Origin of the sequence: Rhizobium sp. H4, from assembly GCF_003013335.1 — a bacterium.
Classification (GTDB): Bacteria; Pseudomonadota; Alphaproteobacteria; order Rhizobiales; family Rhizobiaceae; genus Rhizobium; species Rhizobium sophoriradicis.
On the sequence record NZ_PSOW01000009.1, the window covers coordinates 40,598 to 57,892 of the forward strand.

Genomic DNA, 17,295 nt, shown 5'->3' on the forward strand with positions numbered 1-17,295 from the left:
ATGGCGTACGACGAACAGCAAAGCATGGAGCAGCAGGCAAGCGCGCCTGACCAGGGCCGCCACGAACAGCCGGTCGTGATCGTCGGCATAGCCGTGTGTGCGCAATCTGTTAGCTCACTCGAACAGATATTCTCGCAGATCAACCCAGACCTCGGTGCATCCTACCTTGTGGCGGTGCGTCAGGAAGGGGTCGATGCCGCTGCCGTTCTTGATATGCTCGGTCGGCAGGATCGACTGGCGGTGACGGTCGCAGTCGATGGAGAGCGGATTGTTCCAAATCATATCTACATCGGCGGGTCGGACGATATGATGACCCTCGAAGACGGTCACATCCGCATTCGGCCGGCATCGGAGCCGATCGGCCATCGGGGCACGATCGACACGATGTTGATCTCACTCGCGGAGCATGCCCAGGAGCGTGCCATTGCCGTAGTCCTCAGGGGGCTCGAGAGTGACGGAACAGCCGGTGTGGCGGCGACCAAGAAATTTGGCGGCCTGTCGATTGTGGAGTCAGGCGAAGGCGCCGATGGTGGATCTCCCGAGGAAGGGGGAGGGGCGTTGGCAATTGCCGACCTGCGCCTGGCGGCACAGGGGATTGCAACGCATATCTCGCTATACGCCGGCAATGTGACCGAGGAAGAAGACGCTGGTCTCGATGACGAACCGCCAAGCGCGATCGAGGCGCAGATCACGCAGATTGCCACCATTCTCCGCAATGTCACCAGCCATGACTTCCACGGATACAAGCGCGGCACCTTCACGCGGCGCGTTCAGCGACGCATGCAGGTGCTGCAGATCGGCAGCATCGAGGCCTATATCGAGCGGCTGCGCGCCAGCCGCGACGAGGTCCAGAACCTTTTCCAGGACCTTTTTGATCGGCGTGACGCAGTTCTTCAGGGATCCGGCCGAGTTCGAAGCGCTTGAGCGCGAGATTCCTAGGCTGTTCGAAGGCAAGGAGCCGGGAGACCAGTTGCGCGTCTGGGTGCTCGGTTGCGCCACCGGCGAGGAGGCCTACTCGATCGCCATGCTGCTACGCGAGCATATGGCCACCATGGATTACCCCCCGGATGTGCAGATATTCGCGACCGATCTTGACGCGCGCGCGCTGGGGATCGCGCGTGGCGGCCGCTATTCCGCGGCGATAACCTCACAGGTACCGCCCGAACGGCTGGCCCGCTGGTTCGTGCGTGAAGGCGACACCTATTGCGTTGTCAAGGAATTGCGGGAAATGTGCATCTTCTCGCCGCACAACATCGTCAAGGATGCGCCATTCTCGCGCATCGACATCCTGTCTTGCCGGAACCTGCTGATCTATCTCGACAGTGAGCTGCAAAACCGGGTGATCCCGATCTTCCACTTTGCCCTCAGGCCAAGCGGCATCCTGTTTTTGGGTTCTTCGGAAAACGTCACCCGCCACGCCAAGCTTTTTGCACCCGTCGACCGCAAAAATCGGCTGTTTCGAAGGCTGGAAACGGCCACTCGCATTATTCCCGATTTCCCGCTCAGTCCGCGCCCGCGGAGCCCCGACCATCCGCTTTCGGCACCGGCTCCGATGCTGCAGACCGGGCGGCTGTCGGCTACGATCAGCCGGCAGGCGGAGGTCGTCGCCGAGCGCTTCGCCCCCGCCTATGTGGTCGTCGATTCGCATTACGACGTGTTGCATTTCTCCGGACGCACAGGCCGCTATCTCGAACCGGCGTCGGGGACGGCGACGCTCAACCTGTTGAGCCTTGCCCATCGCGACCTCCGACTCGACATGCGTTCGGCCCTGCAGCGTGCGACGACGGAAGCCGTCAAGGTCGAGGTGCCACGGGTGCTGCTGCGCCAGGATGACCGCACCTACGCCGTTAACATCATCGTCGAACCGCTCGGCAGCGGCGACGTCACCTCGCTGATCGTCCTGTTTCAAGACGCGGGGCAGGTGGCCGAAGGCACTGCGCCCGATGGCGGAAGGCTGACGAGCGAAGAGCACGTCCAACGTCTCGAGACCGATCTGCGCGTCACTCGTGACCGGTTGCAGGCGACGATCGAGGAGCTGGAATCGACAAACGAGGAGCTCAAATCCTCCAACGAAGAATATCAGTCGATCAACGAAGAGCTGCAGTCGGCCAATGAGGAGATGGAAACCTCGAAGGAAGAGCTGCAGTCGGTCAACGAGGAACTGCAGACGGTCAACGGCGAGCTTGCCCACCGTGTTACCGAACTTGACCGGACCAATTCCGACTTGAAGAACCTCCTCGAGGCAACGCAGATCGCCACCGTTTTCCTCGACAACGATCTGCGCGTCAGGAGCTTTACCCCGGCTGCGACCGAAATATTCCATCTGCTCGACACCGATGTCGGCCGGCCGCTCGACCATGTCGTCTCTCGCGTCGCCTATCCGGAACTGCTGGATGATGTTCGCCTCGTTCTCAGAACGCTTGTGCCTACTGACCGAAAGGTCAGCGATCCCACCAACAACCGGCACTACGCCGCACGCGCCCTGCCTTACCGCAGCGTCGACAATTATATCAGCGGTGCTGTCGTAACCTTCACCGACCTGACCGCCACTTACGAGGCTGAAGTTGCGCTTCGACGCAGTGAGGAGCGCCTGCAGCGAGTCCTGGAAACGGATGCGGTCGGCGTAATTTTCCTCAATCAGGATGGTGTCATATTCGACGCCAACGAAGTCTTCCTGAAGATGTCGGGTTACACCCGCTCGCAAATGGAGCGCGGCGACCTGCACTGGCGCCGGCTGACCCCGGAGGAGCACCACGCCGAGAGCGAGGCCCAGATGGAGGTTCTGCAAGAAACGGGCAAAATCGGCCCCTATGAGAAGGAGTATTTTCTCGCCGACGGGACGCGTCGCTGGATGTTGTTTGCCGGTCGCGATCTTGGCGACGGCACGGTCGCCGAGTTCTGCATCGACATCTCGGCCCGAAAACAGGCGCAGGCAGCTCTGCGGCAGGGGGAGGAGCAGTTCCGCCTGTTCGGCGAAGCCTCCACCGACGTATTGTGGATCCGCGATGCGGAGACGCTGCAATGGGTCTATCTGACGCCGGCCTTCGAGACCATCTATGGTGTCGACCGCGAGCAGGCGATGACCGGCAACAATTTCCGAAGCTGGGCGGAACTGATCATTCCCGAAGATCGGGAACAGGCGCTCTCCGAGATCGGCCGGGTGCGGAATGGCGAGCGCGTCGAATTCGAGTACCGCATCAGGCGCGCCTCTGACCACGAGATCCGCTGGTTGCGGAACGCGGATTTCCCGCTTTTCGGCGAGGAAGGAAACGTCAAGCAGATCGGCGGTATCGGCCGCGATATTACCGAGGAAAAAGCCTCTGCCGAGCGGATGAAGGTTCTCGTCGCCGAGCTTCAGCACCGCACGCGTAACCTGATGGCCGTCGTCCGGTCGATGGCCGAAAAGACCATGCGCACCAGCACCGATCTGGCCGACTTCCACGAAAGGTTCCGGGACCGTCTGGACGTGTTGGCTCGAGTGCAGGGCCTCTTGTCGCGGCTGCAGGAAGGCGATCGCATAACCTTCGACCAGCTCATCCGCTCTGAACTAGCCGCGCATGGCACGCTGGAAGGCGAAAACAGCCGGATAAGCCTGCAAGGTCCTGATGGCGTCAGGCTTCGTTCCACGACCGTGCAGACAATGGCATTGGCCATGCACGAACTCGGCACCAACGCGGCCAAATATGGAGCGCTCAGCCAGGCCCGGGCGCATCTGGCCATCACCTGGCGCGTCGAGCAATCCGGCGAAGGCGGCAAGCCATGGCTGCATGTCGAATGGCAGGAAAGCGGGGTGAAAATGCCACCCGCGGATTCCGGGCCGCAAGGGGGTGGTCAGGGCCGCGAACTGATAGAGCGAGCGCTGCCTTATCAGCTCGATGCGAAGACGTCCTACGTTCTCGGTGAGGACGGGGTTCATTGCACGATCGCAATTCCGGTTTCTCTCAGCAATCTGATCGAGGCCGAAGTCTATGGCTGAAGGGCTGCTGCGCGGACGCCGCGTGCTCATCGTTGAGGACGAGTTCATGTTGGCGGAGGACATGTCCCAGCAACTCGCCGAGGCGGGTGCGCTCGTGCTGGGACCGGCGCAATCTCTTGAGCGCGCATTCGAGCTGCTGACCGCAGCCGATGTCCTCGACGCAGCGGTCCTGGACGTCAATCTGCATGGAAAGCAGGTGTATCCGATTGCCGACACGCTTCTGGAACGCCATGTTCCTTTCGTGTTCACCACCGGCTACGACGCCTCGACGTTACCAGCAAGGTTCAAGTCGATGAGCTGCTATGCCAAGCCCGTCGACATGTCGCGGCTGATAGAAACGCTGCAAGCGGCAATCGCCGCCGCACACCAGTCATAATCCCATGTCCACTATCGTCGGACAAATTGCCGGTCCGTCGATAAGCGCTGCAACCGTCAGGCTCCGCCTGTCTGCTTGCCTCACGCCCCGCTTGCCAACGCAAGAAGCTCCGCCTTGAGCCTGTCGAGGTGAGCAACATGCATGATCTGAGACTCTTCGAAATTCATCAGAAGCCGATTCGCTTCCGTGACGTCGGCGCCGCGATCGATCAGCTCAGCCACGATCTCACGCTGCCGAGCCAGGTGCAGTTCTCCCGCAGCGACATGCTCGCGCGCCTGCTGCAAATGTTTCTCCACCATTGTCCGGTCCATGTGGACCTCCTTTCCTCCCGCGGCAGATCATGCGCCTGATATCTACCTGAGGAAACAGTAATCGTTGGTCGCAAGAGGCAGGGATTCTTCGGCGTTCAACCGTGCCGCCGACACCGTTTGGAGCGCGGGCGATTGCAAGAGAAAGTTCGCCGCCGCGTCAAACCGATCTGAAGCCGCATTATCGCGGTATGGCAATCATCCGGCTACCTCCTCCCACGAAAGTCACCAACCGTTGCCGTCACATTGCACACGCAGACATGCCCTCCGCAAGAGGCCTCGCCCACGCTCCTGCGCCACGGCCAGCATCCACAGCAACGTGCGATACCGCACAGAAACAAAGCGAACCTCGCCTTGTTACTGGTAAATCCGCACGGGAAATTCCCTGCCGGCGGCCATCAGGAACGGGAGCAGGCAATGAACACGGCAAGGCAGTCGGCGCTGCTCCTCGGTTGGTTGACGTTGGCGCGCTGGATAGCTGGCGGCCTTGCGGCCGGCCGTGAAAATGCGGAGCTCGTCCACCGGCAAAGAGCGGCAGAATATCTGACCTTCGGCCTGAGCGCTGCCGGCTTCATCTCCGCAGTTTCCACGGCGGCGATCCCGGTGATCCGATGAGCTCAACCACCCGCGTGGCCATTGATCGGCACTTCCCACGGTCCTCGGGTATCCTGTTCGGCCTTGGCCTCGGCGGCTTCTTCGACGGCATTGTCTTCCACCAGCTGCTGCAGTGGCACCACATGTTCAGTGCCTGGTATCCGATCGACTCTATCGACAACCTCGCGTTCAACACCTTCTGGGACGGGGTTTTCCACTCGGCGACCTATCTGTTCCTTCTCGCCGGCCTGTTCATTTTCTGGCGCTCGGCGCGCCGCCCGCATTTCCGCTGGTCAACCAAGGAATTGATCGGCACGGCGCTGACAGGCTTCGGCCTGTTCAACCTTGTGGAAGGACTGGTCAACCACCAGCTGCTGGGCATCCATCATGTGAATGAAACTGCCGATCGGTCAGCATGGCTCTACTGGGATATCGGCTTCTTAGCGTGGGGAGCGGTCATGCTCGCTGTCGGCTGGACAATGATCCGCAGGCGAGTATGACTGATAGCAGCCCTTTTCTGCTCCGCGAGTTCCGGACCGCCATGATGGGCTGCCTTCGGTCTGGACCGTGTCTTCGCCACCCAACCAGTCTGGGCCGCTCTACCATTCCGAGTGCGGTTCACCCGAGGACAATTTTTCCATTCGCAGCTTTTTGGTTTCGCGCCCTGACGGCAAACCAGCCCCGGACATGTCAGCGTCGGGCGGCGATCTGTTCCGCAGCAGGCGGCGGACGGCGAAAGACTGAGACCTGGTTGCGCCCCGCTTCCTTGGCGCGATAAAGAGCCATGTCGGCCTCGTGCTGGAGATCAGCCAGGGAAACGCCGGTGTCGACCGCCGATTTGAAGGCCACGCCGACGCTCAGCGTCACCGACGGGCCGACGCTGGAAGACGGGTTCGGAAGCGCGGCGGCTTCCACGCTTTCACGTATTCGCTTCGCCACCGCGACCGCATCTTCTTCTTCGACATCGGGAAGGACGATGAGAAATTCCTCGCCGCCGTGTCGTGAGACGAGGTCGCGATCGGCACGCACGCAGCTCTGGATGATGCCGGCGATCTTGACAAGACAGCGATCACCTTCGCCATGCCCGAGCTTGTCGTTGAGCGCCTTGAAGTGGTCGATGTCGCACATGAGCATGGCGACGATGCCGGTTTCACGGCCGTGGCGCCAGAGGCTCTCAAGCGTTTCCATCATCCAGCGCCGGTTGGCGATCCCCGTCAGCGGATCGGTTCTGGCCAGCCGTTCCAATCGGGCATTCGCATCGGCCAATTCCGCGACGCGGCGCTGGTCCCTGCAGTCGAGCAGAAATGTCTTCTGCGCCAGGATGTTCATCGTTCGCCTGGCGACCACGGTCGCGATGATCCCACAGGAAAAGAACAGGGTCCCGGCCACGACACTGCCCGCTTCCACGAGCGGGTTGTACCATTGAAAGGCGAAATAGAGGCAGAGGGCATAACAGGCGATGGCGATCGTCCAGCCGAGCGGCACGCTGAAGATGGTGATGGCGCTTGTGGCGACGAACAGCATGATGGTCAGATGGCGCTCGTAGAATTCGCCTCCCGCAAAGACGCCGACGAGTGCGACCGACAGCAGAATGAGGCACATTCCGCCGAGGAGCGATGCGCGTTGAACCGCCGCCGGGCGCGGCTTGGTCCAGACGAGCGCCGTCAGGATCGCCGCCGGCGGCAGCAGGCAGGCCGGGGCGACCATCAACAGGGCAACCTCACGGGGAAGCAGCATGGCATTCAGCGCCAGCGTCAGAACGCCGACGAAAGCGACCCATGTCATCCAGGACCGAATGACTTTCGCCCTCTGGCGCCATAGCCTTTCGTCGAACCGGCGCCGCAGGTCGCCCGACAGGCGAATGTCGCGGGTTCGACCCGATAAAAGGCGTTCGACCTCATCCGCCATCGCGCCGGTCAACGGCTGCGGCGAGAAAGACCCGGCTGCAGGACGGTCGAAGGACGTGCTTTTGGCATCATTCATCTTTGCTCTATCTAGCCGCAATCGGAAACTCGGCAAGGCTGCCGCGCGGACGTCCTGATTCCTGCGTTGATATTTTGTAAACAAGTTTGGCCGCGTGATCTGGGCCAGACCCTTTCGAACATGCTAACTAGCTTGTTCCGAGAGGGAGCAGGATGAGACTTAAGCTGGTCGCAGTTGCGGTCGCGGCGCTGGCGCCGGTGGTGGCGATGCTCGTTTACAACGAAATCGCGCTCCGCCATCAGCGCAATGAAGAAGTGCGCGCATCCGCGGCACAAGCGGCCAGACAAGCATCTTCGGAAGTCGACAGGATCGTGGAGGGCCTGCGCGCCCTACTCGTCTCCGTGTCCGCTATGCCGTCCGTGCGGCACCTCGACGTCCGAGGCTGCAATGAAGCTCTCAAATCGGTCGCCGAGAACATTCCGAACATCCGCACCATCTTCGTCGTCGGCCTCGACGGACGGCCGGTCTGCGGCAGCATGGCTTTTCCCGATGGCGTGACGTTCTCAGATCGCGACTATTTCCAGCAGGTGCTCAAGACCAAGAGCTTTGCCGTCGGCAACTATACCCAGAGCCGCCTTGTCGACAGACCCGTGCTGCCGCTCGCCATGCCGCTGACGGAAGGCGACGCCGTCAAGGCCGTTATCGTCAGCGGGATCCGGGTGGACTGGCTGCAGAACCGCATTACCGAGCGCGGCGTAGCGCCGGGCAACGAGGTGACCATAGCCGACGACAAGGGAATCGTCGTCGCGCGCGTCCCCCTTCCCGAACGGTTCGTCGGCACTGTCATATCCGACGAATACCAGCGCCTGGTCCATGCCGAGCAGCCCGACGTGGTCGAGATCATCGGCCAGGACGGAACAGCGCGCATCCTCGGCTATCGCCCGATCGCTCTGCCGTCCAGCCCCCTTTATGTCAGCGCCGGCTTCTCGAAACCGGAGGTTTTCGCGCCGATCAACCGGGCGACATTGATGAACACGCTCGCCATTTTCGGCGGCGCGCTTTTCGCTTTCCTCGCCGCCATCTTCATCGGCAACCGCTTCATTCTGGCGCCGATTTCCAGGATCGCGGATGTAATGGAAAAGTGGCGCGGCGGCCAAACGACGGCGCGGACCGGCATGAAAGGACCAGACGAGCTCGATGTCGTCGGTGCGACCCTCGACCGGCTGCTTGACGAACTCGATGAACGAAGACGCCAGAGCCAAGAGGCGGAGGAGGAGCGCAGCCTCCTTGTCCGCGAACTGGCGCATAGGGTCAAGAATGGCTTCACCCTCGTTCAGGCGATCGCCCGGCAAACCTTCTCGCGCTCCGATCCGGAAAGATACAATTCCTTCGCCGAGAGGCTCGCAGCGCTCGCCGGCACGTATGATCTCATCCTGTCGCGCGAGGGGTCGGCCTCGCCCGTCAGGGAGATTGTCTCCGCAGCCTTGCGCGCCCACGTCGCGTCGCAGACCGAGCGCATTCGCCTGGATGGCCCGGAAGTGGTTCTTCCCGCAGACATCGCCCTGCCGCTTTCGCTCGTGGTGCACGAGCTGGCAACCAACGCAACCAAGTATGGAAGTCTCGGAAGCGAGTATGGAACCGTCACCATCGAGTGGAAGCACGATGACGGACGCGTCCTTCTCGTCTGGACGGAAGCGGGTGGACCGCCGGTTTCGACGCCGATGAAACGGGGCTTCGGTTCGGTGCTGATCGAGCGGGCCTTCCCGTCGAAGGCGCAGGCGCGCTCCAGGTCGGACTACAGGCCCGGGGGTCTCGTCTTCGAAGTAATATTTTTGATCGGGGAACCGGTTGCGAAAGGCGAAGTTGACCCTCTGGGTAAGGATGACTTGCATACGAGCAGAACATGAAAACCAAGGTAGTCGTGGTCGAGGACGAAGCTCTGCTGCTGATGATGGCAGTCGGCATCGTCGAGGAAGCAGGCTTGGAAGCGCTCGAAGCACGCAATGCCGATGAGGCTCTCATGCTCTTCGAAAGTGTGCCCGGGATTCGGATCCTGTTCACAGACATCGACATGCCGGGAAGCATGGACGGTTTGAAACTCGCAAATGCCGTCCGCAATCGCTGGCCGCCCGTCGAAATCATCATCGTCTCCGGCATGAAGCAGCCGGGCAAAGATGAATTGCCCGAGCGTGGCGTTTTCTTCCCCAAGCCTTACGATACTCGCCAGCTCTGCGACGCGCTCGTCAGAATGGCCGCCTAATAGGTGAGCCGGGGCACCGGCTAGCCACCTGATATACCGCGGCCAATGCATCCTTTTGGAATCCTGTGCGTTTCCCTGATCAAACAGCGGGAGAACATCATGTCCAAACGTGAGCTCATCGATACTGGCACCGACAAGCGCTACGTCCGCCGCAACGATCAGGGCCGCTTCACCGAGTCGGCGGACGTCGGCCGCTCGCTGTCGGCCGACAAGCGGCGCAAGGCGAAGAATGATGCGAAGCCCGGAGAAGGCGATCGCGGCGACCATCACGCCAAAAAGCACTGAAACCAAGGCAGCGATCGGGATGTTGCGCGGCCTGCTATCTCTTAGCCGCCGAGGGCCGCTGCAAATCGATGCGACTGGTCACGACCGACTGGCCAGAAGCAGGATCTTGGTCGACGGTCTGCAGCCGAAGCCGGTTCTGCCCGACTTTCTCGATCATCAAAACTGCGTCTCGATCACCGTTGACCAGCCGCGCCCAGGTCACACGCAGGTTGAGGGCGGTACCTTTCCTGCTGCCTGCAAGCTTCGACGGCAGTCCTAACGGCCCGACATAATTGCCGGTATAACGCTCTCCGTCAGCCTTGACGGTCGCCGAGAAGGTTCTGGTGAAAACCGCAAGGCCGCGACACTTGCCGTTCATCGAAACGGTGGATGCGCTCGCATCAGATCGGAGGGTGCAGGAGACGTTCAGGTTCGTGCCGCCAATCCGCGTGAGCACCTTTCCAGTCCCGCTCCAGTCGCCGGCCAAAGACTGCAAAAAACCGACCTCTGACGCCATTGCCCCGACAGGAAGACGAGACAGCAGGAGCAAAGTTGCGATCAGGAAAGTACGCATGGTAGCCCCCAAATTTGCATGTTCGGACAACAGATCAGCATGGCAGATTGTTCCCGGCGTCGGATCGTTTTTGTTGCGCGTGAATGGCGGCGCTTTACGACTTACGCCTCCGTCGCTGCGATGGCGTCGATTCTGCGCAGCTTGAAGAAATAACGACGGTCGTCACCTGCAACACACATCATGCCAGCCAGCTCTTGCGCATTCATCCTGCGAAAATAATCGACGATCGGCTGCCCGTCGTAACGCATTGCCGCGGTGGCGTCGTCCCCCGAGGTCTGAAGCGCAAGCGATGCGGTCGTGCCCCGCGCACGCAATGCCTTCTGCAGATAGGAGAACCAGGTCCGCGCAACCCTTGTGCGCCCGAACGGTGCGGCCTTGATGGCCAGTCCGACTGGTAAAAACCGGGGTTCAATGGCCACCAGCCGATCCGCACGCCACTGAAAGAGCAGTGCGTCCGCGCGCATGTCGCCGTGAAACCGCTTGCCGAACCAGCCAAGGTTCTCGAGAACGCCGTCGAGCGGGTGATCGGACGGAATGCCCGCCCCCCTCCACAAGCCGATCATCTCGCCCGGCCGAACCGGCTTCAGCGAAGAGAACCAGGCCTTCATCTCGTCCTGCCGACCCATGCTTTCCATCCGTTTCCAGTCACGCTAGCGAAATCTCTCGCCCACCATAAAGCAAACGGCGGCGCCACCGGCCAGATCATCCTCTATCGATGCGGCGGGATCAAAGCCCGCGCTTCGTTGACAACAAGGCATCCAGAGACACCGGCCTGAGGCCCTGCCGATCGACGCCGACATCGTACTGGCGCGGCAGGGGCTTCAGACGGCCGTGGGAATGTCCGTGCAGATTGATCGATTTCTTGCCCATCTTGTTCCAGGTGCGGAACGGGTAGTGGCACAGGATCAGCAGATGGTCGTCCAGCGTCATCTCCTTGTAGTGCTGAACACTTGCCCATCCCGTCGCCTCCGTCGTCGTCGGAGGATCATTGTTCCCGACGATGAGGTGCTTGCGCCCGTTCAGCATGGAAAGCAGCTGGTCGCAGTCCCCGCCGCGGAAAGACATGACGTCGCCGAGATGCCAGATGTCGTCCTGCGGACCGACGATCTCGTTCCAGTTCCGGATCAGCGTCACATCATGCGAGGCCATGTCGGGGAAGGGGCGCCGGTCGATGCGGAGGACGCGCGGATCTGCAAAATGGGTATCGCCGGTAAAATAGATCATCTGACAGAGATGGCGCAGCCCGCGCCGTTGAAAAGCCGTGGCTAATGGCCAGCTGTCGCGATCGGATGTTTGACATCGGCAAGGGAAGGGCTTCGCACGATGCGATAGCGCGCTTCAATGAGGTTATAGACACCGAAGGCCGCCAGTCCGATCGCGACGGCGATGTAGAGGATCGAGCCGAACGGGAGCTGTCTCACCCACTCAAGCGCGTCCGCCATACTGCCCGCCTGTTGCGGGTCGACGCGGAAGCCGGCATAGGCGAAAAAGATTCCCATGATCGCAAAAACGACGCCGCGGGCGACGAGCCCGTATATGCAGACCGTGGTCACCACGCCGCTGGCGTCGGCGAGCCTGAGATAGCGCTCGAATTTCTTTGTAATGCCCTTGGCTGCCGTCACCACCCCGCCGATGATAAAGCCGAGGCCGACGGCCACGGCGAGATAGGCGCCGAACGGCTGCGACATGATCCATTGGGCCAAGCCCTTCTCACCCGATCCCTCGCTTCCGCCGCCGCTGAAAAGTGCGTGTCCCAGCGCGTATCCGGCAAGCCCGAGGTAGACGACAGCGCTGCCGAAGAAAACCGCGCGAATGGCGACAGCCTTGGCGGTGCTGCCGTGGCCATCGCTGTCGGCCAGGGACTGCGCCAGTCGCCAGCCGACGAAACCAAGAAGTCCAAGGCCAATGAGCCCGACCCAAACGCGGCCGAAGGGCTGTCCGAGAAGCGTTGAAAGTGCCGACTTCGTTTCCGGCTCTCCCCCGGCGACGCCGGAGAAGAGGGCCAAGCCCGCCACAAGAAGGAATACGGCGCCGCGCGCCACATAACCGCTCTTCGCAAGCAGGTCGAAACGAAATCCTTTGGGCATGATATTCTCCGTGCGTCTGTGTGGCTGTCATCCCTAACGCACCACCGCGCGGAAAGTTGTCATCGAGGAATGACCATGATCATCCGGGGAGTTGCCGATGCCGGTCCGTAGCGCCGGACTTCTCATCTACCGCTTTTTCGAGACGCGGCTGGAAGTCCTGCTCGTCCATCCCGGCGGTCCCTTCTGGGCGAAGAAGGACGAGGGCGCCTGGTCGATCCCGAAAGGATTGATCGAACCCGGTGAAGACGAGTTGTCAGCAGCGATCCGGGAGGCGCAGGAGGAGGTAGGCGTCGAAATTCAAGGAGCCTTCGCCCGGCTCGGAGAATATCGCCAGCCCAGCGGAAAAGTCGTGGTCGTCTGGTCAGCGGAGGCGAACGCGACGCTGAGTGTCGAGGCGATACGGAGTTCGGAGTTTCAGATCGAATGGCCACCGCGATCGGGCCGCATCCAGAATTTCCCCGAGGTCGACCGCGCCGAATGGTTTCCAACCGGGAGGGCGGAGATCAAGATCCTCAAGGGCCAGCGCGCAATGATTGCCGACCTCCTCAAGCAACTCGGTCGAGAATGATGACCGCGGCCTTTCTCCCCTCATTCTATTTCGTAAGGACATCAACCGACCCCGGTGATCTCCGGCGTGAAGGCAATTATCTTCTCGGATATGCGGCTTTCGTCTCCGCTGCTCGCAGCGAGCAGAAGCGCGGCGGCGGTTTCACCCATCTGGCGCCGTGGCGAAATCGAGGTCGCGATTCTGACGGGGAGGGCACTGGCAACATCCAACCCGTTGAATCCGGCGATCAGGATTTCCATGGGGCTGGCAATGCCGAGCTCCAGACATGCAAAGGCGCCGCCTGTGGCCATGTCATCGTTGGAATAATAGATGCAATCGAGATCCCGGGTCGCCGCGAGCATGGAGAGCGACAGCCGCTTGCCGTGCGCCACCGAGGAATAGGGGGCGTTGATCCGCTCGTCCACGAATGAAAGGCCACTCTCGCGCAGCACCTTCTCGAAGCCGGCCCTTCGTTTGCCGGCCCGCAAATCTCGGTCGATCGCGCTGCCGATATAGCCGAACCGCCGCCGGCCGGCCGCCAAAAGCGCCCTTGCCATCTCTTCTCCAGCCTTGCCGTGCGAAAGGCCGACGTTGAAATCGATGGGCGTGCCGTCGAGATCCATCAGTTGGATGACGGGGATCTCCGCATTCTGCAGCATTCTGACCGTTTCTGCCGGCTGATCGAGACCTGTCACGATAATGGCGGCAGGCCGCCAGGAGAGCATGTCGCGAATGATCTCGCGCTCCTTCGCCATGTCGTAGTCGGAGATGCCGAAAACCGCCTGCATGCCGGATCCCCGCAATCCGGCCGAGATGCCCGCCAGCATTTCGGGAAAGACGATGTTCGACATGCTGGGAACGACGACGGCGACGAGGTTGGTGCGCTGCGACGACAGCGAGAGCGCCAGCCGGTTGCCGACATAGCTCAGCCGCTCGGCCTGCTGGAGCACTTTTTCGCGCGTCTCCTTGGAGACGTCGGCCGCGCCCCGAAGGGCCCGCGATGCCGTCATCTTGCTGACGCCGGCCGCGGCGGCAACCTCTTCCAATGTAGATTTGCGCATCGAACCGATTCCTTAGTCGAATTGCCTCGCCAGCGGCCAACACCAGATTCATAGGCTCTTTTCCAAAAAAGGAAAACACGCACTACTTGACATATGCGACCAAAATAGGCGTTGTTACCGATACCGGTATCGATACCGGCAAACAAACCTCGAGCAGAAACGAGACGGACAAAGCTTCGGGCGTCCGGCATCGTAGAAATGTTTGACTGCCAAGATCTGCGCATCAGCCAATCCGGCTTGACCTGCAGGTTGCATACCTATCTGAATTCGATCGGACACATTCCGATCGCGCCGCCAGCTGCGACAGGCAGTGACCGCCAGGACAATGCGACGAGCAGTGCGATCTTGCCGAAGACACCGGCTGAACGGGAGGAAGAGCCGCCATGCATGTGATGATTTTGGGCGCAGCCGGTATGGTCGGCCGCAAGCTGGTTGAGAAGATCGCGCGCGAGCCGCTGGCTTTCGGCCGGCCCGTCACCCGGCTGACGCTGGTGGACGCCTTTGCGCCGCCGGTGCCGGAACCGCTCCGGCCGATCTCGACGGTGCTGACGGTCGACCTCGCCGGTGCCGGCGCCGCCGACAGGCTGATCGAAGGCCTGCCGGACGTGATCTTCCATCTCGCCGCCATCGTCTCGGGAGAGGCGGAAGCGGATTTCGACAAGGGATATGCCGTCAATCTCGACGGCACGCGCGCGCTGTTTGATGCGGTCCGCCAGGCCGGCCTCACCAGCGCCTATGTGCCGCGTCTCGTCTTCGCCTCCTCGATCGCCGTCTTCGGCACGCCGTTTCCCGAGGTTATTCCCGACGAATTCTTCACGACGCCGCTGACGAGCTACGGCACCCAGAAGGCGATCGCCGAACTGCTGCTTGCCGACTATTCCCGCCGCGGCATTTTCGACGGTATCGGCATCCGGCTGCCGACCATTTGCGTGCGGCCCGGCACACCGAATAAGGCGGCATCGGGCTTCTTCTCCAACATCCTGCGCGAACCGCTGGTCGGCAAGGAAGCGGTGCTTCCGGTCAGCGACAACGTGCGGCACTGGTTCGCGAGCCCGCGCGCGGCCGTCGGCTTCTTCGTCCATGCCGCGACGATCGATACCGCAAAGATCGGCGCCCGGCGCAACCTCACCATGCCGGGTCTTTCCGCGCTGGTCTCCGAAGAGATCGAAGCCTTGCGCCGCGTAGCCGGCGACAAGGCAGTCGCTCTGATCAAACGCGTTCCCGATCCCATAATCGAACGCATCGTCGCCGGCTGGCCGACCCAGTTCGTTGCGGAGAGAGCGTCCTCGCTCGGCTTCAAGGCGGAGACGAGCTTCGACGAGATTCTGAAGGTACATATCGAGGATGAACTCGACGGGAGGATCGCATGAGCATATCGGCCAGCGGAGAGGCAAGGATCGCGCTTGTCACCGGCGGCGGCACCGGCGTCGGGCGCGCCATATCGCGAGGGCTCGGCGCTGCCGGCTACACGGTCGTCATTTCTGGACGGCGGACGGACGTGCTTGAAAAGGCCGCAGGCGAGCTTGGCGGCGAAACCGGCGCGGAGTTCTTCGCGGTTTCCGCGGATGTCGGCGATCCCGCTTCGGTGCGGGCTCTTTTCGACGCCATCTCGAAAAAATACGGACGGCTCGACCTCCTGGTCAATAATGCCGGCGTCACCGTGCCTGGTGTGGCGCTGGAAGAGGTCTCGTTCGAGCAGTGGAACGCCATCGTCGCCGCCAATCTCACCGGCGCTTTTCTCTGCACACAGCAGGCCTTCCGGCTGATGAAGAGCCAGAACCCGCGCGGCGGGCGCATCATCAATAACGGCTCCGTTTCCGCCACCACGCCGCGCCCGAATTCCGCACCTTACACGGCGACGAAGCACGCCATAACAGGATTGACGAAATCCACCGCCCTCGACGGGCGCGAATTCGACATCGCCTGCGGCCAGATCGATATCGGCAATGCGGCAAGCGACATGACAACGAGGATTGCGGCCGGCGTGTTGCAGGCAAACGGCAGCATCGCCGCGGAAGCGACGATCGACCCGGCGCATATTGCCGATGCCGTCGTCTATATGGCCGGCCTGCCACTCAGCGCCAATGTGCTGACCATGACAGTGATGGCGACGAAGATGCCCTTCGTCGGGCGAGGGTGAGAAGGCGGGATGCCGCCGGCCGAAAACGACATAGATACAGTGCTTGCGTAATGCTCATGACCTGGGAGGAGGGAGTATGGCAAACGTTCAATTCGAAGATGTCCGGAAATCATTCGGCGCGCATCCGGTCATCAAGGGGGTGGACATCGATATCGCCGATGGCGAATTCGTCATCCTCGTCGGTCCCTCGGGCTGCGGCAAATCCACTCTTCTGAGGATGCTGGCTGGGCTCGAGAATATTTCCGGCGGCGAGATCAAGATCGGCGGGCGCGTCGTCAACACTCTGCCGCCGAAGGACCGCGACATTGCCATGGTCTTCCAGAACTATGCGCTTTATCCGCATATGACGGTGGAGCAGAACATGGGCTTTTCGCTCATGCTCAACAAGGCGCCGAAGGCGGAAGCCGAGAAAAGGGTGAAATATGCCGCCGGCATCCTCGGCCTCGACAAGCTGCTCGACCGCTATCCGCGCCAGCTTTCCGGCGGCCAGCGCCAGCGCGTCGCCATGGGCCGCGCCATCGTGCGCGATCCCGAAGTTTTCCTGTTCGACGAGCCGCTCTCCAACCTCGATGCGAAACTGCGCGTCGCCATGCGCGCCGAGATCAAGGAGCTGCACCAGCGCCTGAAGACGACGACCGTCTACGTCACCCATGACCAGATCGAGGCGATGACGATGGCCGACAAGATCGTCGTCATGCATGACGGCATAGTCGAGCAGATCGGTTCGCCGCTCGAGCTTTACGACCGTCCCGCCAATCTCTTCGTCGGCGGTTTCATCGGCTCGCCGGCGATGAACATGATCCACGGCAGGCTCGATCCGGAAAATCCCGGTGAATTCGTCGCAGCCAACGGCACGCGGCTGCCGGTCGCCAATCCGCCCGCGAGTGCTGTGGGCCGCGACCTCGTTTACGGGCTGCGCCCCGAATATATCTCGCTCGATCCGAATGGGCTGCCGGCGGAGATCGTGGTGATCGAGCCGACCGGTTATGAAACACATCTGACCGTCCGCCTTGGCGGCAGCGAGGTCAGTTGCGTCTTCCGCGAGCGTGTCAATGCCCGCCCGGGTGAAGCCATCCGCGTGGCGATCGACGCCGCGCATGTTCACCTCTTCGATGCCGAAGGCGGCAAGAGATTGACCGACTGATGCCATCCGGCGGTGGCACGGGGGAGGAGGAGTTCTCCCTG

At 61.6% G+C, this 17,295-nt stretch carries 19 protein-coding genes; 12 read left to right on the forward strand and 7 right to left on the reverse strand.

The genetic code is table 11. The annotated features are described in order from the left end of the window. Positions 1-24 precede the first annotated feature (24 nt). From C4N04_RS32155 to C4N04_RS15315, 3 genes are read left to right on the forward strand one after another with little or no spacing between them, the layout of a single operon-like run. Complete coding sequence (locus C4N04_RS32155; RefSeq protein ID WP_245425580.1) at positions 25-924, forward strand: chemotaxis protein CheB; 900 nt, start codon at positions 25-27, stop codon at positions 922-924. Continuing rightward, positions 881-3,976: a CheR family methyltransferase gene (locus C4N04_RS15310; protein WP_245425582.1), complete on the forward strand. Its 3,096-nt coding sequence runs from the start codon at positions 881-883 to the stop codon at positions 3,974-3,976. The genes C4N04_RS32155 and C4N04_RS15310 overlap by 44 nt, the downstream gene beginning before the upstream one ends. Continuing rightward, the gene (locus tag C4N04_RS15315; protein WP_010037648.1) at positions 3,969-4,352 is read left to right on the forward strand and encodes a response regulator; all 384 of its coding nucleotides are present in this window, start codon (positions 3,969-3,971) and stop codon (positions 4,350-4,352) included. The genes C4N04_RS15310 and C4N04_RS15315 overlap by 8 nt, the downstream gene beginning before the upstream one ends. Before the next feature lie 80 nt (positions 4,353-4,432). On the opposite strand, the gene C4N04_RS15320 is transcribed toward C4N04_RS15315, so the two are convergent. Further along, complete coding sequence (locus C4N04_RS15320) at positions 4,433-4,636, reverse strand: hypothetical protein (protein WP_245425584.1); 204 nt, start codon at positions 4,634-4,636, stop codon at positions 4,433-4,435. A gap of 441 nt (positions 4,637-5,077) precedes the next feature. On the opposite strand from C4N04_RS15320, the gene C4N04_RS15325 reads away from it, so the two are divergent. Then, positions 5,078-5,275: a hypothetical protein gene (locus tag C4N04_RS15325; protein WP_051649953.1), complete on the forward strand. Its 198-nt coding sequence runs from the start codon at positions 5,078-5,080 to the stop codon at positions 5,273-5,275. Further along, the gene (locus C4N04_RS15330) at positions 5,272-5,754 is read left to right on the forward strand and encodes a DUF2243 domain-containing protein (RefSeq protein WP_051649954.1); all 483 of its coding nucleotides are present in this window, start codon (positions 5,272-5,274) and stop codon (positions 5,752-5,754) included. The genes C4N04_RS15325 and C4N04_RS15330 overlap by 4 nt, the downstream gene beginning before the upstream one ends. Positions 5,755-5,944: 190 nt before the next feature. Here the strand turns inward: C4N04_RS15330 and C4N04_RS15335 are convergent, their stop codons facing one another. After that, positions 5,945-7,237 (reverse strand): diguanylate cyclase, encoded by a 1,293-nt coding sequence (locus C4N04_RS15335; RefSeq protein ID WP_040112033.1) that lies wholly within the window; start codon positions 7,235-7,237, stop codon positions 5,945-5,947. Positions 7,238-7,389: 152 nt separating this feature from the next. Between C4N04_RS15335 and C4N04_RS15340 the strand changes: the two genes are divergently transcribed. The 3 genes from C4N04_RS15340 to C4N04_RS15350 all read left to right on the forward strand — a co-directional run bounded on the left by C4N04_RS15340 (position 7,390) and on the right by C4N04_RS15350 (position 9,722). Continuing rightward, complete coding sequence (locus tag C4N04_RS15340) at positions 7,390-9,084, forward strand: HWE histidine kinase domain-containing protein (protein ID WP_106796437.1); 1,695 nt, start codon at positions 7,390-7,392, stop codon at positions 9,082-9,084. Continuing rightward, positions 9,081-9,437, forward strand: coding sequence for a response regulator (locus C4N04_RS15345; RefSeq protein WP_010048629.1), 357 nt, complete (start codon positions 9,081-9,083; stop codon positions 9,435-9,437). Before C4N04_RS15340 ends, C4N04_RS15345 begins: the two co-directional genes overlap by 4 nt. A 99-nt stretch (positions 9,438-9,536) precedes the next feature. After that, complete coding sequence (locus C4N04_RS15350; RefSeq protein WP_040112035.1) at positions 9,537-9,722, forward strand: hypothetical protein; 186 nt, start codon at positions 9,537-9,539, stop codon at positions 9,720-9,722. A 34-nt stretch (positions 9,723-9,756) separates the two neighbouring features. On the opposite strand, the gene C4N04_RS15355 is transcribed toward C4N04_RS15350, so the two are convergent. The 4 genes from C4N04_RS15355 to C4N04_RS15370 all read right to left on the reverse strand — a co-directional run bounded on the left by C4N04_RS15355 (position 9,757) and on the right by C4N04_RS15370 (position 12,362). Then, on the reverse strand, positions 9,757-10,275 hold the full coding sequence (locus C4N04_RS15355; RefSeq protein WP_106796438.1) for a hypothetical protein: 519 nt from the start codon (positions 10,273-10,275) through the stop codon (positions 9,757-9,759). Between the two features lie 101 nt (positions 10,276-10,376). Next, positions 10,377-10,910, reverse strand: a complete 534-nt coding sequence (locus tag C4N04_RS15360; protein ID WP_106796439.1) for a GXWXG domain-containing protein — start codon at positions 10,908-10,910, stop codon at positions 10,377-10,379. A 91-nt stretch (positions 10,911-11,001) separates the two neighbouring features. Next, on the reverse strand, positions 11,002-11,499 hold the full coding sequence (locus C4N04_RS15365; RefSeq protein ID WP_106796440.1) for a hydrolase: 498 nt from the start codon (positions 11,497-11,499) through the stop codon (positions 11,002-11,004). Between the two features lie 41 nt (positions 11,500-11,540). Continuing rightward, on the reverse strand, positions 11,541-12,362 hold the full coding sequence (locus tag C4N04_RS15370; RefSeq protein ID WP_106796441.1) for a DUF1206 domain-containing protein: 822 nt from the start codon (positions 12,360-12,362) through the stop codon (positions 11,541-11,543). Positions 12,363-12,459: 97 nt separating this feature from the next. Here C4N04_RS15370 and C4N04_RS15375 point away from each other — a divergent pair, with 97 nt between their 5' ends. After that, the gene (locus tag C4N04_RS15375) at positions 12,460-12,930 is read left to right on the forward strand and encodes an NUDIX domain-containing protein (RefSeq protein WP_106796442.1); all 471 of its coding nucleotides are present in this window, start codon (positions 12,460-12,462) and stop codon (positions 12,928-12,930) included. 41 nt (positions 12,931-12,971) lie between these two features. Here C4N04_RS15375 and C4N04_RS15380 read toward each other — a convergent pair whose 3' ends face one another. Beyond that, a complete protein-coding gene (locus C4N04_RS15380; RefSeq protein ID WP_106796443.1) occupies positions 12,972-13,970 on the reverse strand; it encodes a LacI family DNA-binding transcriptional regulator in 999 nt (332 codons plus the stop codon). Between the two features lie 383 nt (positions 13,971-14,353). Here C4N04_RS15380 and denD point away from each other — a divergent pair, with 383 nt between their 5' ends. The 3 genes from denD (at position 14,354) to ugpC (ending at position 17,254) form a co-directional block, all read left to right on the forward strand. Continuing rightward, a complete protein-coding gene (denD, locus tag C4N04_RS15390; protein ID WP_106796445.1) occupies positions 14,354-15,340 on the forward strand; it encodes a D-erythronate dehydrogenase in 987 nt (328 codons plus the stop codon). Beyond that, complete coding sequence (locus C4N04_RS15395) at positions 15,337-16,110, forward strand: SDR family oxidoreductase (protein WP_106796446.1); 774 nt, start codon at positions 15,337-15,339, stop codon at positions 16,108-16,110. The genes denD and C4N04_RS15395 overlap by 4 nt, the downstream gene beginning before the upstream one ends. 76 nt (positions 16,111-16,186) lie before the next feature. Then, complete coding sequence (gene ugpC, locus C4N04_RS15400) at positions 16,187-17,254, forward strand: sn-glycerol-3-phosphate ABC transporter ATP-binding protein UgpC (protein ID WP_106796447.1); 1,068 nt, start codon at positions 16,187-16,189, stop codon at positions 17,252-17,254. Positions 17,255-17,295: the final 41 nt, after the last annotated feature.

Excerpts from the sequence above, each read along its gene's own strand:
- C4N04_RS15360 (WP_106796439.1), bottom strand. The coding sequence starts at position 10,910 with ATGGAAAGCATGGGTCGGCAGGACGAGATGAAGGCCTGGTTCTCTTCG.
- C4N04_RS15315 (WP_010037648.1), top strand. The coding sequence starts at position 3,969 with ATGGCTGAAGGGCTGCTGCGCGGACGCCGCGTGCTCATCGTTGAGGAC.
- C4N04_RS15370 (WP_106796441.1), bottom strand. The coding sequence starts at position 12,362 with ATGCCCAAAGGATTTCGTTTCGACCTGCTTGCGAAGAGCGGTTATGTG.
- C4N04_RS15355 (WP_106796438.1), bottom strand. The coding sequence starts at position 10,275 with ATGCGTACTTTCCTGATCGCAACTTTGCTCCTGCTGTCTCGTCTTCCT.
- C4N04_RS15330 (WP_051649954.1), top strand. The coding sequence starts at position 5,272 with ATGAGCTCAACCACCCGCGTGGCCATTGATCGGCACTTCCCACGGTCC.
- C4N04_RS32155 (WP_245425580.1), top strand. The coding sequence starts at position 25 with ATGGAGCAGCAGGCAAGCGCGCCTGACCAGGGCCGCCACGAACAGCCG.
- C4N04_RS15345 (WP_010048629.1), top strand. The coding sequence starts at position 9,081 with ATGAAAACCAAGGTAGTCGTGGTCGAGGACGAAGCTCTGCTGCTGATG.
- C4N04_RS15335 (WP_040112033.1), bottom strand. The coding sequence starts at position 7,237 with ATGAATGATGCCAAAAGCACGTCCTTCGACCGTCCTGCAGCCGGGTCT.
- C4N04_RS15325 (WP_051649953.1), top strand. The coding sequence starts at position 5,078 with ATGAACACGGCAAGGCAGTCGGCGCTGCTCCTCGGTTGGTTGACGTTG.
- ugpC (WP_106796447.1), top strand. The coding sequence starts at position 16,187 with ATGGCAAACGTTCAATTCGAAGATGTCCGGAAATCATTCGGCGCGCAT.
- C4N04_RS15350 (WP_040112035.1), top strand. The coding sequence starts at position 9,537 with ATGTCCAAACGTGAGCTCATCGATACTGGCACCGACAAGCGCTACGTC.
- denD (WP_106796445.1), top strand. The coding sequence starts at position 14,354 with ATGCATGTGATGATTTTGGGCGCAGCCGGTATGGTCGGCCGCAAGCTG.
- C4N04_RS15395 (WP_106796446.1), top strand. The coding sequence starts at position 15,337 with ATGAGCATATCGGCCAGCGGAGAGGCAAGGATCGCGCTTGTCACCGGC.
- C4N04_RS15380 (WP_106796443.1), bottom strand. The coding sequence starts at position 13,970 with ATGCGCAAATCTACATTGGAAGAGGTTGCCGCCGCGGCCGGCGTCAGC.
- C4N04_RS15340 (WP_106796437.1), top strand. The coding sequence starts at position 7,390 with ATGAGACTTAAGCTGGTCGCAGTTGCGGTCGCGGCGCTGGCGCCGGTG.
- C4N04_RS15365 (WP_106796440.1), bottom strand. The coding sequence starts at position 11,499 with ATGATCTATTTTACCGGCGATACCCATTTTGCAGATCCGCGCGTCCTC.
- C4N04_RS15375 (WP_106796442.1), top strand. The coding sequence starts at position 12,460 with ATGCCGGTCCGTAGCGCCGGACTTCTCATCTACCGCTTTTTCGAGACG.